6 protein-coding genes and 3 rRNA genes are annotated in these 13,715 nt (G+C 65.4%); 5 read left to right on the top strand and 4 right to left on the bottom strand.

The genetic code is table 11. The features are described 5' to 3' along the window. Positions 1 to 88: 88 nt before the first annotated feature. On the top strand, positions 89 to 979 hold the full coding sequence (locus tag O7597_RS09600) for a DUF6406 domain-containing protein (protein ID WP_281582498.1): 891 nt from the start codon (positions 89 to 91) through the stop codon (positions 977 to 979). A 16-nt stretch (positions 980 to 995) separates the two neighbouring features. Here O7597_RS09600 and O7597_RS09595 read toward each other — a convergent pair whose 3' ends face one another. After that, a complete protein-coding gene (locus tag O7597_RS09595; protein WP_281582497.1) occupies positions 996 to 1,538 on the bottom strand; it encodes a hypothetical protein in 543 nt (180 codons plus the stop codon). A gap of 68 nt (positions 1,539 to 1,606) precedes the next feature. On the opposite strand from O7597_RS09595, the gene O7597_RS09590 reads away from it, so the two are divergent. The 4 genes from O7597_RS09590 to rrf all read left to right on the top strand — a co-directional run bounded on the left by O7597_RS09590 (position 1,607) and on the right by rrf (position 7,760). Then, positions 1,607 to 1,858: a hypothetical protein gene (locus O7597_RS09590; RefSeq protein ID WP_281582496.1), complete on the top strand. Its 252-nt coding sequence runs from the start codon at positions 1,607 to 1,609 to the stop codon at positions 1,856 to 1,858. Between the two features lie 684 nt (positions 1,859 to 2,542). Then, a 16S ribosomal RNA gene (locus O7597_RS09585) occupies positions 2,543 to 4,057 on the top strand. A 377-nt stretch (positions 4,058 to 4,434) separates the two neighbouring features. Beyond that, positions 4,435 to 7,544 (top strand): 23S ribosomal RNA (locus O7597_RS09580). 99 nt (positions 7,545 to 7,643) lie between these two features. After that, positions 7,644 to 7,760: ribosomal RNA gene (gene rrf / locus O7597_RS09575) — 5S ribosomal RNA — on the top strand. Together the 16S, 23S and 5S rRNA genes form the textbook arrangement of a ribosomal RNA operon. Before the next feature lie 364 nt (positions 7,761 to 8,124). On the opposite strand, the gene O7597_RS09570 is transcribed toward rrf, so the two are convergent. The 3 genes from O7597_RS09570 to O7597_RS09560 form a co-directional block, all read right to left on the bottom strand. Next, positions 8,125 to 9,939, bottom strand: a complete 1,815-nt coding sequence (locus tag O7597_RS09570) for a VanW family protein (RefSeq protein WP_281582495.1) — start codon at positions 9,937 to 9,939, stop codon at positions 8,125 to 8,127. Between the two features lie 180 nt (positions 9,940 to 10,119). Then, positions 10,120 to 11,376, bottom strand: coding sequence for a polysaccharide biosynthesis protein (locus O7597_RS09565; RefSeq protein WP_281582494.1), 1,257 nt, complete (start codon positions 11,374 to 11,376; stop codon positions 10,120 to 10,122). 11 nt (positions 11,377 to 11,387) lie between these two features. Beyond that, positions 11,388 to 13,706 (bottom strand): hypothetical protein, encoded by a 2,319-nt coding sequence (locus O7597_RS09560; protein ID WP_269737376.1) that lies wholly within the window; start codon positions 13,704 to 13,706, stop codon positions 11,388 to 11,390. Positions 13,707 to 13,715: the final 9 nt, after the last annotated feature.

Raw genomic sequence — 13,715 nt, 5'->3', positions numbered from 1 at the left:
CCGGCCGCGCCAGCCGGTCCACGCCGAGGGCGAATGAACGCCTCGCACGCGATGTGCCTGCCCGCGCGTCGAGCCGGCGCCGAACGACATGCTGGACCTGATCGTGCCTGAGGAAACTGGGAGGGCAGGGCCCTTGCGCTCGTTCACTCACGTAGCCGCCGTGCCGAGCAACGCGACGGCGAGCGTCGGACCAGCACGGTTCGGGGTGCGCTGGGTCGACGTGGGGCCGCCGGTGCGTGCCGAGATCATCGTCATGCCGTTCCAGCGCGACGAGAGTTTCGCCCACGAGGTCACGCTCGGTGAGACCTTCCCGGTGGGCGAGGAGACCTGGCGTTTCGCGGATCTCGACATGTCCAGCGCGGACGACTGGGAGGTCACCGTCCGCAGGGTGGACGAGAACGAGGTGATGGAACCGCCGACCGGTCGGTTGTGGAAGCGAGCGCGGTTGCGTCCGTACGGCCAACTGGACGAAACCCAACTCCAGTCGCTGGAGGCTGCGCTCGGGGTTCGACTTCCAGTGAGCTACCGCCGCTGGCTCGGCCAGACCAACGGTGCCGAGCCCGAGACCGAACACCACGTTCCGGGTAAACCGTTCTCCCTGTTGCCGGAGCGCCCGCTGTTCGGCGTGCATCCCGGTCACCCACCGATCGACCTGGTGCATGCTCAGCGCGTGCACCGGGACCCTTGGCTGTCGCCGGACTGGTTGGTGATCGCCAATCCGTCCGGTGGACTGCTCGTGGTCTCGGTCGGGAAGGCAGGTGATGAGATGGTCTACTTCGTGCACGAGCTTGACCTGGTCGGCCCATCCGGACCAGCAGCCTCATCCACTCGGGAACGGAAGCTCCGCGCGGTCGCCTGGTCGATGTGGGAGTTGATCGGCCGGCTGACCCCGGTGGAATTGGACGACCTGCCGCCGGCTCAGCTGCTGCCGCCGGGAACCTTCACCGACCCTCGCAACTACGAGGCCGGGCCGAGGTAGCCGCGGCGGCGGTGCGTCAGACGAGCCGCGCGAGCATCCCGGCGTACGCGTCGCGGACGGCGGTGAGTCGGTCCCGCCGGAACCGTCCGGGCTCGCGCTGGTACAGCTGCCGGCCGCGGTCGCTGGTGAAGGCGTCCGCCGGGACAACGGCCCCGTCCGGTGGGATGAACTTGGCGACCTCGTCGAGGGCGGCCACGGCTCGGGTCAGCGCTGCTCGGGCTCGCTGCCCTGCCTCGCCGGCACCGGGGTCGGCCGGCACCTGTCCGGCGTACGCGTCGGAGACCCACAGCCACTCTCCTGGGTCGAGCAGCTGTGAGGGTTCGTCACCGCCGTAGCGAAATCCGCCGCCGGCGGAAGTGGCCGTCGGTGGCAGCCGGAAGAGGAACTCCCGTTCCTGACCGCAGCCGGCGCAGGTACCCGTGTACCGGCTGGCCAGGTCGCCGTCGTCGAGGACCACGACCGCACTATCTCGCGGGAAACGCGTCTCCCCGCAGGTGCAGGGGTGCAGATCCAGGTAGAGATGCGCCTCCGCGTTGGTGCGGCTCAGCAGCGGACTCATGCGACCCACCGTACCGATCGGAGGCTTTCGCCGATGTCCCGGTCCAGCCGCTGGCATACTCGCCGACCATGGTGCTGTCACGCGGCTGGGCAGTGTTCCTCGCCGGAGTGGGGATCTGGAACTGGGTGATCTGGCCGAGGTTCGCGGTGGCCATCTGGAATGACCCGAGGTCGTGGGCGAGCGGGGTCGTCGGGGACTGGCCGGCGACGGGCTTCCTCTGGGTGCACGCACTGCTCATCGCGGCGTCGTTGGCTATCGGTACGGCCGTGGGTCTGCTGGGCCTGCGGGGGTGGCGGGCACACCGACGCGGTACGCCGTGAGTCACGGTCGGTCGGCCCGGCCGTGCTCCACCCGGCAGAGCCGGAGCAGCCGCGTCAGGCTCAGGTGTCAGTGTGACGGGGGCCGCGCCCAGCCGATTTGACGATCAATCCGCCGGACGCGTAACTTTCTCTCTGCCAGCGCGGAAGGGGCAAACAGGGCGAAAGCTCTGAGAGTCACAATCCGCCAGGTACCGGGTCCACCGGGGATCTCCTCTGTGGGCACGGCCGGGTGGGGCTCTGCCGGGCCGCCTAGGGGCGGATTTGGTGGGGCGGAACCGACCGGGTAAGGTTTACGACCGGCAGGGAACCGGGCGAGCCTGCGGGCAACCGCAGCGGCCGGCCTGCCAAATCCGATGACCGAGTCAAGCGGGCAACCGCTGCGCTCGTTCGCGGGCGCCGAACCGCCTGAAGCGTGACGGACCGGGACAAGCCGGTTTGACTCGCCGCAGAGGGTGAGGTAACGTAGTAAAAGTGCCCGGTGCGGTTGTGGTCGGGTGTGGTGCCCCGGATGGGATCCACGGTGTGGGTTTCGGATGGTGTGTGGTTGTTCTTTGAGAACTCAACAGGGTGCTTGATAAGCCAGTGCCAAGTTTTGTTTGATTCCCGGGCTGGCCAGTTTTTCTGGTTGGTTTGGATTCCTTTGGCAACAATTTGGTTTGTTGCTGGGATGGATTTTCCAGGTTTTTGTTGGAGAGTTTGATCCTGGCTCAGGACGAACGCTGGCGGCGTGCTTAACACATGCAAGTCGAGCGGAAAGGCCCTTCGGGGTACTCGAGCGGCGAACGGGTGAGTAACACGTGAGCAACCTGCCCTAGGCTTTGGGATAACCCCGGGAAACCGGGGCTAATACCGAATATTCACTTGCGGACGCATGTTTGTGGGTGGAAAGTTTTTCGGCTTGGGATGGGCTCGCGGCCTATCAGCTTGTTGGTGGGGTGATGGCCTACCAAGGCGACGACGGGTAGCCGGCCTGAGAGGGCGACCGGCCACACTGGGACTGAGACACGGCCCAGACTCCTACGGGAGGCAGCAGTGGGGAATATTGCACAATGGGCGGAAGCCTGATGCAGCGACGCCGCGTGAGGGATGACGGCCTTCGGGTTGTAAACCTCTTTCAGCAGGGACGAAGCGCAAGTGACGGTACCTGCAGAAGAAGCGCCGGCCAACTACGTGCCAGCAGCCGCGGTAAGACGTAGGGCGCGAGCGTTGTCCGGATTTATTGGGCGTAAAGAGCTCGTAGGCGGCTTGTCGCGTCGACTGTGAAAACCCGTGGCTCAACTGCGGGCCTGCAGTCGATACGGGCAGGCTAGAGTTCGGTAGGGGAGACTGGAATTCCTGGTGTAGCGGTGAAATGCGCAGATATCAGGAGGAACACCGGTGGCGAAGGCGGGTCTCTGGGCCGATACTGACGCTGAGGAGCGAAAGCGTGGGGAGCGAACAGGATTAGATACCCTGGTAGTCCACGCTGTAAACGTTGGGCGCTAGGTGTGGGGGGCCTCTCCGGTTCTCTGTGCCGCAGCTAACGCATTAAGCGCCCCGCCTGGGGAGTACGGCCGCAAGGCTAAAACTCAAAGGAATTGACGGGGGCCCGCACAAGCGGCGGAGCATGCGGATTAATTCGATGCAACGCGAAGAACCTTACCTGGGTTTGACATCGCCGGAAATCTCACAGAGATGTGGGGTCCTTCGGGGCCGGTGACAGGTGGTGCATGGCTGTCGTCAGCTCGTGTCGTGAGATGTTGGGTTAAGTCCCGCAACGAGCGCAACCCTCGTCCCATGTTGCCAGCAATTCGGTTGGGGACTCATGGGAGACTGCCGGGGTCAACTCGGAGGAAGGTGGGGATGACGTCAAGTCATCATGCCCCTTATGTCCAGGGCTTCACGCATGCTACAATGGCCGGTACAATGGGCTGCGATACCGTGAGGTGGAGCGAATCCCAAAAAGCCGGTCTCAGTTCGGATCGGGGTCTGCAACTCGACCCCGTGAAGTCGGAGTCGCTAGTAATCGCAGATCAGCAACGCTGCGGTGAATACGTTCCCGGGCCTTGTACACACCGCCCGTCACGTCACGAAAGTCGGCAACACCCGAAGCCGGTGGCCCAACCCTTGTGGAGGGAGCCGTCGAAGGTGGGGCTGGCGATTGGGACGAAGTCGTAACAAGGTAGCCGTACCGGAAGGTGCGGCTGGATCACCTCCTTTCTAAGGAGCACCATCCCGCGAAGGTGGGTATGGAGCCCGCGCTGTCCGAGTGTGATGGTGGGGTGCTCATTGGCGGAGACACTGGTGAGTCGGTGCCGGCAACGGCCGAAATTTTCTCTTAGTACAGCCACTGTTGGTGGTGGGAACGGGTTTTCGGTGCGGCTGGTGGTTGGCGTAGAGCACCCTGTTGGGTCCTGAAGGAACAACCCGTGTGGTTGGTCTTTCAGAGCCGTGGACGGATCCTTGGTGGGGTTTGTCAGGCGCCAGGCATGGCCTGGTCTCGCATACCGCCGGCGGTGGTCGGGTCTGGTGTGGGGCTTGTGGGTTGTGGGTTGGTTGTTTGTTGAGAATTGCACAGTGGACGCGAGCATCTTTGTGGTCAAGTTGTCAAGGGCGGACGGTGGATGCCTTGGCACCAGGAGCCGATGAAGGACGTGGGAGGCCGCGATAGGCCTGGGGGAGCTGTCAACCGAGCTGTGATCCCAGGGTGTCCGAATGGGGTAACCCGGCATCAGTCATGTGATGTCACCTGCACCTGAACTCATAGGGTGTGTGGAGGGAACGCGGGGAAGTGAAACATCTCAGTACCCGTAGGAAGAGAAAACAATAGTGATTCCGTGAGTAGTGGCGAGCGAAAGCGGATTGAGGCTAAACCGGTTGCGTGTGATACCTGTCAGGGGTTGCGTGGTCGGGGTTGTGGGACCCTGCTACACGAGCTGACACTCGTGTGAGGAGTGATAAAGCCAGTTGTTAGCTGAATGGTCTGGAAAGGCTGACCGTAGACGGTGATAGTCCGGTAGGTTAAAGCAGCTGGTCTTCTGTGGGTGTTCCCGAGTAGCGGCGGACTCCTGAAATCTGCCGTGAATCTGCCAGGACCACCTGGTAAGCCTAAATACTTCCTGGTGACCGATAGCGGACGAGTACCGTGAGGGAATGGTGAAAAGTACCCCGGGAGGGGAGTGAAATAGTACCTGAAACCGTTCGCCTACAATCCGTCGGAGCCTTGCGGGGTGACGGCGTGCCTTTTGAAGAATGAGCCTGCGAGTTAGTGGCATGTGGCGAGGTTAACCCGTGTGGGGGAGCCGTAGCGAAAGCGAGTCTGAAGAGGGCGTTTGAGTCGCATGTTCTAGACCCGAAGCGGAGTGATCTAGCCATGGGCAGGCTGAAGCGCGGGTAAGACCGTGTGGAGGGCCGAACCCACCAACGTTGAAAAGTTGGGGGATGACCTGTGGTTAGGGGTGAAAGGCCAATCAAACTCCGTGATAGCTGGTTCTCCCCGAAATGCATTTAGGTGCAGCGTCGTGTGTTTCTTGCCGGAGGTAGAGCACTGGATGGTCTAGGGGGCCTACAAGCTTACCGAAATCAGCCAAACTCCGAATGCCGGTAAGTGAGAGCGCGGCAGTGAGACTGCGGGGGATAAGCTTCGTAGTCGAGAGGGAAACAGCCCAGATCACCAGCTAAGGCCCCTAAGCGTGTGCTAAGTGGAAAAGGATGTGGGGTCGCATAGACAACCAGGAGGTTGGCTTAGAAGCAGCCACCCTTTAAAGAGTGCGTAATAGCTCACTGGTCAAGTGGTTCCGCGCCGACAATGTAGCGGGGCTCAAGCACACCGCCGAAGCTGTGGCACTCACACAATGACTTCGCATCACTCTTCGGGGTGGTGTGCAGGTGTGTGGGTGGGTAGGGGAGCGTCGTGCCGGGGGTGAAGCAGCCGAGTGATCGAGTTGTGGACGCGGCACGAGTGAGAATGCAGGCATGAGTAGCGAAAGAAGGGTGAGAAACCCTTCCGCCGGATGACCAAGGGTTCCAGGGCCAGGTTAATCCGCCCTGGGTGAGTCGGGACCTAAGGCGAGGCCGAGAGGCGTAGTCGATGGACAACGGGTTGATATTCCCGTACCCGCGAAGGAGCGTCCCTGACGAACCTCGTTGTGCTAACCACCCGAACCAGCCGAGACCTTCGGGTCGAGGTTGGGGAGCGTGGGAACCTGGCGGGTAGTAGTCAAGCGATGGGGTGACGCAGGAAGGTAGCTGAGCCCGGCCGGTGGTTGTGCCGGGGTAAGCGTGTAGACCGCATCATAGGCAAATCCGTGGTGCATGAAGGTTGAGACGTGATGCCGAGCCGATTCAGGTGAAGTCAGTGATCCTATGCTGCCGAGAAAAGCCTCTAGCGAGTTTCGAGCGGCCCGTACCCCAAACCGACACAGGTGGTCAGGTAGAGAATACCGAGGCGATCGGGCGAACTGTGGTTAAGGAACTCGGCAAATTGCCCCCGTAACTTAGGGAGAAGGGGGGCCGGAGACGTGAAGCCCCGCGCGGGTGGAGCGTTGTATGGCCGCAGAGAGCAGGGGGAAGCGACTGTTTACTAAAAACACAGGTCCATGCGAAGAAGTAATTCGATGTATATGGACTGACGCCTGCCCGGTGCTGGAACGTTAAGGGGACCTGTTAGCTCTTCGGGGCGAAGCGGAGAACTTAAGCGCCAGTAAACGGCGGTGGTAACTATAACCATCCTAAGGTAGCGAAATTCCTTGTCGGGTAAGTTCCGACCTGCACGAATGGCGTAACGACTTCCCCACTGTCTCAACCACAGGCCCGGCGAAATTGCAGTACGAGTAAAGATGCTCGTTACGCGCGGCAGGACGGAAAGACCCCGGGACCTTTACTATAGCTTGACATTGGTATTTGAGTCGGCTTGTGTAGGATAGGTGGGAGCCGGTGAAGCTCATACGCCAGTATGGGTGGAGGCAATCTTGAAATACCACTCTGGTTGATTCGGGTATCTAACTTCGGACCGTTATCCGGTTCAGGGACAGTGTCTGGTGGGTAGTTTAACTGGGGCGGTTGCCTCCTAAAGGGTAACGGAGGCGCCCAAAGGTTCCCTCAGCCTGGTTGGCAATCAGGTGTTGAGTGCAAGTGCACAAGGGAGCTTGACTGTGAGACTGACGGGTCGAGCAGGGACGAAAGTCGGGACTAGTGATCCGGCACTTGCGTGTGGAAGCGGTGTCGCTCAACGGATAAAAGGTACCCCGGGGATAACAGGCTGATCTTCCCCAAGAGTCCATATCGACGGGATGGTTTGGCACCTCGATGTCGGCTCGTCGCATCCTGGGGCTGTAGCAGGTCCCAAGGGTTGGGCTGTTCGCCCATTAAAGCGGTACGCGAGCTGGGTTTAGAACGTCGTGAGACAGTTCGGTCCCTATCCGCCGTGCGCGTAGGATACTTGAGAAGGGCTGTCCCTAGTACGAGAGGACCGGGACGGACGAACCTCTGGTGTGCCAGTTGTCCCGCCAGGGGCACGGCTGGTTAGCTACGTTCGGAAGGGATAACCGCTGAAAGCATCTAAGCGGGAAGCCTGCTTCAAGATGAGGTATCCCACCACCTTCGGGTGGGTAAGGCCCCCAGCTAGACGACTGGGTTGATAGGCCGGAAATGTAAGCCCGGTAACGGGTTCAGTTGACCGGTACTAATAGGCCGAGGACTTGACTACAACGATCGCTCGCGTCCACTGTGTAACTCACAACAAACAAACACACACCCCTGACACGATAGTGTCAGCGAACGGTGTTGTTTGACATGTTGATAAGGTTACGGCGGTCATGGCGGAGGGGAAACGCCCGGTCACATTCCGAACCCGGAAGCTAAGCCCTCCAGCGCCGATGGTACTGCACCCGGGAGGGTGTGGGAGAGTAGGACACCGCCGGACATTCTTCGTTTGAGGGCCACCCCTGATGGGGTGGCCCTCAAACGCGTTGGGGCTCCTTCCGGCTTACGCCCTCGGCCCAGCACGCGTTCGTCGCCGCGGTGTCGGCGGCGCGATTATCGGCCCGTTCGAGGAGATCTGGCATCCGGCTGCCTATCGCTCTCGCGTGGAGATCCGGGTGCAGGAAGAACGCATGGTTCCGACGCCGTCTCCCGATGACCTGGGTAGGCCCCGATGACCTGGGTAGGCGGCGCCGTCGAGAAGTCGGTCAGGCATAGTCGCGAAGCTCGTCGGAGCGCCTCGACTGGGAACGGCCCCGCCGGCGCGGAGCTGGCGGGGCCGTGACCGAGCTGGCGCCCGGTGGACGTCAGGCGGGTTTCTTGGCGCAGATGAAGCGGGGTTCCGCACTGTAGGTCCAGCTGAACTTCTCCCGCTTGACGACCTTGCCGTCCTTCTTGATCACCCGAAACGCGTCCTGGGTGAAGCCCTGGCTGCCGTTGGCGGGGATGCAGCTCGGGCCCGGTTCGAGGTAGACGGTCTTCGGCGAGGTGATGTTCCGCCGCGGGCCGTACTCGGTCTTCACGCTGTCCCAGATCTTCGTGCTCCACATCGACACCGTGACCGAACTGCCGGTGTAGGAGGTGTCGATCAGCACGCCGTATTCGGTGTTGTTGCGGAACTTGAAGTCGAGGTTGGGCCAGAAGATGGTCGACTCGATGACCGCCGGGTACCGGCTGAAGTAGTACGAGTGGGGCTTGTGCTCGACGTCCTCCAAGCCTGCGTAGTAGGAGGCGTTGAAGAGGGTCGTGGTGAACTGCGAGGTGCCGCCGCCGACGCCCGGCACCAACTTGCCGTCGAGGATCACCGGCGCGTCCCGGTAGCCCTGGGCGTAGCCGCGTTCGCCGGTGTGACCGTTCAGCGAGAACGTCTCGCCGGGCAGGACCACGGTGCCCTTCACATCGTTGGCGATCGTCACGATGTTCTGGCTACGGGGCGAGGAGAGCCCGCCGGTGAAGTTGGTGGTGAAGGACGACACCTTCTCCTTGATCCCCAGGCTGCGGAGCTTCGCGGCGGTCAGCTTCGGCTCGACCGGCTTCAGCTCGGCGGAGACCGTACGATCCGTGCCGCTCGGCAGGACGGCGAGCAGGTCGCTACCGAGACTGCTGGTGTCGACCTGCTTGCCGGGCCGTCCGTCCTTCACCTTCGGTTTGCCGCCGGAGATGCTCATCGTGGCGTTCTTCGGGGCCACCTCGACGGTGTCGAGCTTGCTGCCGAGCGCGGCCTTCAGCTTCTTGACGTCCACGCTGGGCGTGAGCTTGCCGGTCTTGTCGGCCTTGAACCGGAGGCCCTTCGCGATGGCCGTCGGCGGAATGGTGACCGAACCACGCTCCGTGGTCAGCTTGACCGGTGCCGCCACCGCCGGCTCGGCCAGCTCGGCGACCAGCCGGTCAACCTCCTCGGCCGTGGTGGCCGGGTGGTTCTCGACAAGCGGGACGGTCACCGGCTGCCCGTTCAACCAGCCCTGCTTGACGACCTCGGCGGAATGCTCCGGGTCGATGGTGAGGCTGGGCTTCGGGTAGCGCACCTTCGGCTTCGTACCAGAGAAGGTGATCGCCGGCATGGTCATCTTCCGGCCCTGGTCGCCCACGAGCTCCTTCAGCGCGGTCTCCAGCTTCGGCACGTCCACCGAGACAACCGGCTCGACCTCCCGCGAGCCGACCAGGCGGTCCACGGCGTGGGCACTCGTCGCGGCGGCGGCGGCCACGGTGGCCTCCACGTCGACGGTGAGCCCCACCTCGGCGGGATTGATCTCGGCCGTCCGCTCGCCGACGCGTACCTGGATGGGGGCCTGGAGTTCGGCCGCCCGGCGGTCCAGCTGCGCCTGTAGCTCCCGCGCGGCGTCCGTCCGGCTGCGCCCACCGAGTTCGGTACCGAGGACGCTGGTGCCGCGCGGGACGTCACCCGCGTAGGCCCAGACCGCCACCGCGCCCACCGAGCCGAGCACGGCGGTGGCCACGCCGGAGGCGAGCAGCAGCCGGAATCGGCGGGAGCGGGATCGGTCGCCGTCCGGCGGAACGGGCGCCGGTCGGACCGGCTCCTCGATCGGCCAACTGACCGCAGTCACCTGCACCGTCGGCCGATCGTCGGCCGGCGGGGGGCGTTCTTCGCCGTACAGCGTCACAACTACCTCTTAGCGACGTACCGCATGCGGAGCCAGGGGATCCTACTCCGGAAGAGAACCACGGTAGCCAACCGAACCACCGTCGGGGAGCCCGAGTCGCCACGGATCCCCAGTCGTGCCCGTTCAACGTGGCGGGCAGGCCGAATTGTCACTCCTGGTGACGGTCGGATGTCCCGCCTGTCAGTGCCGACCGCGCACGAACACCAGCCAGGCCATCACCACGGCAGACAGCGTGGCGACGGTCAGCGAGCAGCTCAGCACCCCCGTCACGGTGCGTGGCGCGACCAGGGCGGCTGCCGCGGTCAGCCCGGCCGTCGCCAGCCAGAGCGGCGCGGCGGGCCATCGCGCGGCGGTCGCCACCCGATCGTTCACCAGCATGAAGACCACCGCGTAGAGCGCCCCGACGGCCGCGAACATCGGCGCCGTCCCTGCCAGGTGCAGATAATCGGCGCCGCCGACGAGCCGGAAGGCCAGCTCGCCGGCGACCGCCGAACTCACCACCAGGACCGCCCCGCACGCCAGGATCAGCGCCAGGGCCACCAGTCGGGCCCGCCGATCACCCTGGGCCAGCCGGGGCAGCACCAGCAGCGTGACGACCTGAGGCGCCCAGAGGGCACCTTTGCTGAGGACCGCGCCGACGGCGTACGCGCCGGAGTCGGCCGCCGGTAGGAGTTGGCGGGCCAGGATCAGGTCCGCGTACGAGATGGTGAGCATCGCCAGCGTCGCGCCGCACGCCGTCATCACCTGCCGCGCCCCCAGTCGCTGCCCGGCGGGGCGCCGGGCGGGTGACGTCCCGGTCACGACATCGGGGCGATCGGACGTGGCCGGGTCGGCCGGTCGCGGGTACTCGGGTGAACTGGCGAGACGGGCCAAAAGCGGCAGCGCGAACAGGCCGGTCAGGGTGGTCAGGAGCAGGCACACCTCCGGCCCCCGGCCGAGCAGCAGCCCGGCGACCAGTCCCCCGTAGCGACCGAGGGCCACCGCGACCATCGCCGCGGCGAGCCGCAGGAAACGTTCCTGCCCCTGGAGTTCGCCGAGCCACCGGCCGCTGAGCACGGTGGCGAACGTGGTGGTGGCGAGCAGCAGCGTGAGTGCCAGCGGCAGCCGCAGGGCGACGGTCAGCACCGGTGCGGCGGCAGTCGTCACCCCGGCCGTGAGGGCTGCGGTTCGTAACCCGAGACGGCGGGTGTCACCAGCGCCCCGGCGGGCCCGGTGGGCGGCCACCGCGATCTGCAGACCGAAGCCGGGTACCGCCGCGATCGCGGCCAGCGCGAGAACCGTCGCCAGCGCGCCCAGGTCGGCGGCGGTGAGCCGGCGCGCACCGAGCATCGGAACGACGTACGCCAGGGCATTGGTCACCACGGTCGCGACGGTGACCGCGGCACCGGCCGCGCCGAGTCGCACCCGTGCGACGTCCCTGCTGGTGGTCTGGGCCATGCCGGCTCGGCCTACTCGGGCTTCGGTGCCGGGTTGCCGATCGCGATTTCGTTGGTGCAGAACGAGATGTCCGTCCCGCGCACGGTCAACTCGACCGAGTCCCCGCCGCCGATGATGCGGAAGAATCGCTGGTTGAGGCCCTTCTTGATCGGGAACTCGGCGGTGCCGGTGCCGAGCCGTAGCGTCGCCGTGCCGGTCGTCGAGCTGAGATAGCCGATCCGGACCACCCAGTGCCAGTCCTGACGGGGCTCGTTGAGCGGCATCCGTACGCTCTGCCCGCCGGAGACGAGGTAGCCGCAGCCTTCCTGTGGTCCCGGCTGGATGGTGCTGCCGATGACCGTGGCCACCTGGATCCGGCCGAGGGAGTCCAGCACCGACAGGTTGTCGGCCTCGTCCACGAACGTGGGGCGGGTGCCGAAGGCACGGAAGAACCGGGACTGCAGGTTGTACGGCCAGGACAGGTTGGGCACGACCTCGTTGGGCACCGGGCCGTCGAAGAACACGGTGTCCGGCGGCGCGCTGGCCATCTCGATCCGCACCGTGTCGACGTACGACCTGCCGGACTTGGCCGCCCACTCGTCGCTGTACCGGGACGTGGTCCAGACGGTGCCCAAACAGACGGCGACGAGCACCAGGGCGAGCACGACGTGCACCGCCTCCCGGTAGCGCTCCGGCAGCGGACCGAACAGCCCGGGCGGAGGAGGAGAGTCGGCGACCAGCGGTCGCCGTTCCGGCTCGGCCGGTTGCTCGACGGCCTGGCGCGGGGACGCCGATGGAGCCGTGGCGTCGCCCGGATCCGGCCCACCGGCCGGGTGCTGGCTGGCGACCGGCCCCGGGCTGTCGACTGCGCCGGCCGCACCGTCCGGCACGCGTTCGGGGGTCAGCACCGACGGCACCGGCTCGGCTGCTGCGGTGGGCTGCGGCTCGGGGTCGACGGGAGCTTCCGCGTGGATGACGCCGAGCCTCGCCACCACCTGTCTCGGTGGCCCGGTCCGGACCGACTCGGCCAGCACCGGTGTGGTCGAGCCGGCCGGCGGGGTGGACGACACGGGGTCCGGTGCGGTCGGGGCGCTGCTCGGTACGGCCACGGTGCGGTCCGGAGTCGTCACGTCCGCTGGTTTCGGGTGGACCTCCGGTCCCGCTGGCGAGATGTCGAGGTTTGCCGGTTCGGTTTCCCTGGTGCCCCGGGACGGCCGGGCCAGCCCGACCACGGCGACGCCGAGACAGATGGCGGCCACCACGACGACGTCACTGACATACCGGGGCACGCCACCGGCGACCCCGCTGAACGTGGAGCCGAGTCGGGTCGCGGCCAGCATGCCCGCCACCAGGACCAGGTACGCCCCGAGCAGCAGCCAGGCGCGGCCGGCGCGACGACGGCGGCGTACGGTCGCCACGATCAGGGCCACGACCAGGGTCCAGGCCACCCACCTGCCAAGTTCCGGTGGTGCCGCGACCGGTGCGCCGTCCCCGGCCCCCAGCCATCGCCACGGCCCACCGACCAGGCCCGGCATCACGGTGGACCCGAGCATCTGGGTGAGGAAGGTGAACACCTCGCCGACCGATGTCGGCCGCCGCAGCGAGGACTCCGAGTTGATCAGGTAGGCGGCGAGGAAGCCGAGCGACAGCGCGGTCAGCAGCAACCAGGAAGGCCACCAGCGGCGGAGGGTGATCCAGAGGGTACGGAAGAAGCCGCCGTCGGCGTAGAGGGCGGCAGTGAGCAGGAAGACCAGCGCGACGACCAGGATCGCCTTCTCGAAGAAGACGAGGCCGAGCAGCACGGACAGGGCCAGCGTCAGCAGATGCCGCTTGCGCCCGGTCTGCACGTAGCTGACCTGTGCGCTCACCGCGAGCACCATGGCGATCTGCATCGGCAGCATGTTGACCCCGACGGCCCACCACGACGTGGCCTCCAGCGTCAACGGGCTGAACATCAGCGCGCCGAGCGGCAGGAGCAACAGCCAGGACGGTCGCAGCAGCCGGCGCAGCAACCGGAGGAAGGCGATGCCGAGGATCGCCTGGCCGAGCGCCATCAGCAGCACGTACGGCCAGTACACCATCCCGAGGTGTTCGGTGATCAGCCAGGTGATCAGCCGGCCGGCGGGCATGAGGTGGTTGTTGTAGAGGGTGAGCAGGTGCCCGACGGTCAGGTCGGCCTCGGCCGCCTGTGTGATCATCACGTAGTCGTCGGCTGCCAGGAAGCCGCGCGAGGCCAACTGGGCGCGCCACAGCACGCTGAGGGCGACGATCGCGAGCGCCACCGTCCGGATCCGGTCCGCACCCAGCCAACCGCCGGTGCCCTCCGCCGCCGGGGCACCCCCCGTGGGCATCGACGAACC

Origin of the sequence: Verrucosispora sp. WMMC514 (genome assembly GCF_027497295.1) — a bacterium.
In the GTDB taxonomy this organism is placed as follows: domain Bacteria; phylum Actinomycetota; class Actinomycetes; order Mycobacteriales; family Micromonosporaceae; genus Micromonospora; species Micromonospora palythoicola.
The sequence above is the reverse complement of the archived record's forward strand: the minus strand, read 5'-3'. Positions and strand labels throughout refer to the sequence as shown.

Excerpts from the sequence above, each read along its gene's own strand:
- O7597_RS09590 (WP_281582496.1), top strand. The coding sequence starts at position 1,607 with ATGGTGCTGTCACGCGGCTGGGCAGTGTTCCTCGCCGGAGTGGGGATC.
- O7597_RS09595 (WP_281582497.1), bottom strand. The coding sequence starts at position 1,538 with ATGAGTCCGCTGCTGAGCCGCACCAACGCGGAGGCGCATCTCTACCTG.
- O7597_RS09600 (WP_281582498.1), top strand. The coding sequence starts at position 89 with ATGCTGGACCTGATCGTGCCTGAGGAAACTGGGAGGGCAGGGCCCTTG.
- O7597_RS09565 (WP_281582494.1), bottom strand. The coding sequence starts at position 11,376 with ATGGCCCAGACCACCAGCAGGGACGTCGCACGGGTGCGACTCGGCGCG.
- O7597_RS09560 (WP_269737376.1), bottom strand. The coding sequence starts at position 13,706 with ATGCCCACGGGGGGTGCCCCGGCGGCGGAGGGCACCGGCGGTTGGCTG.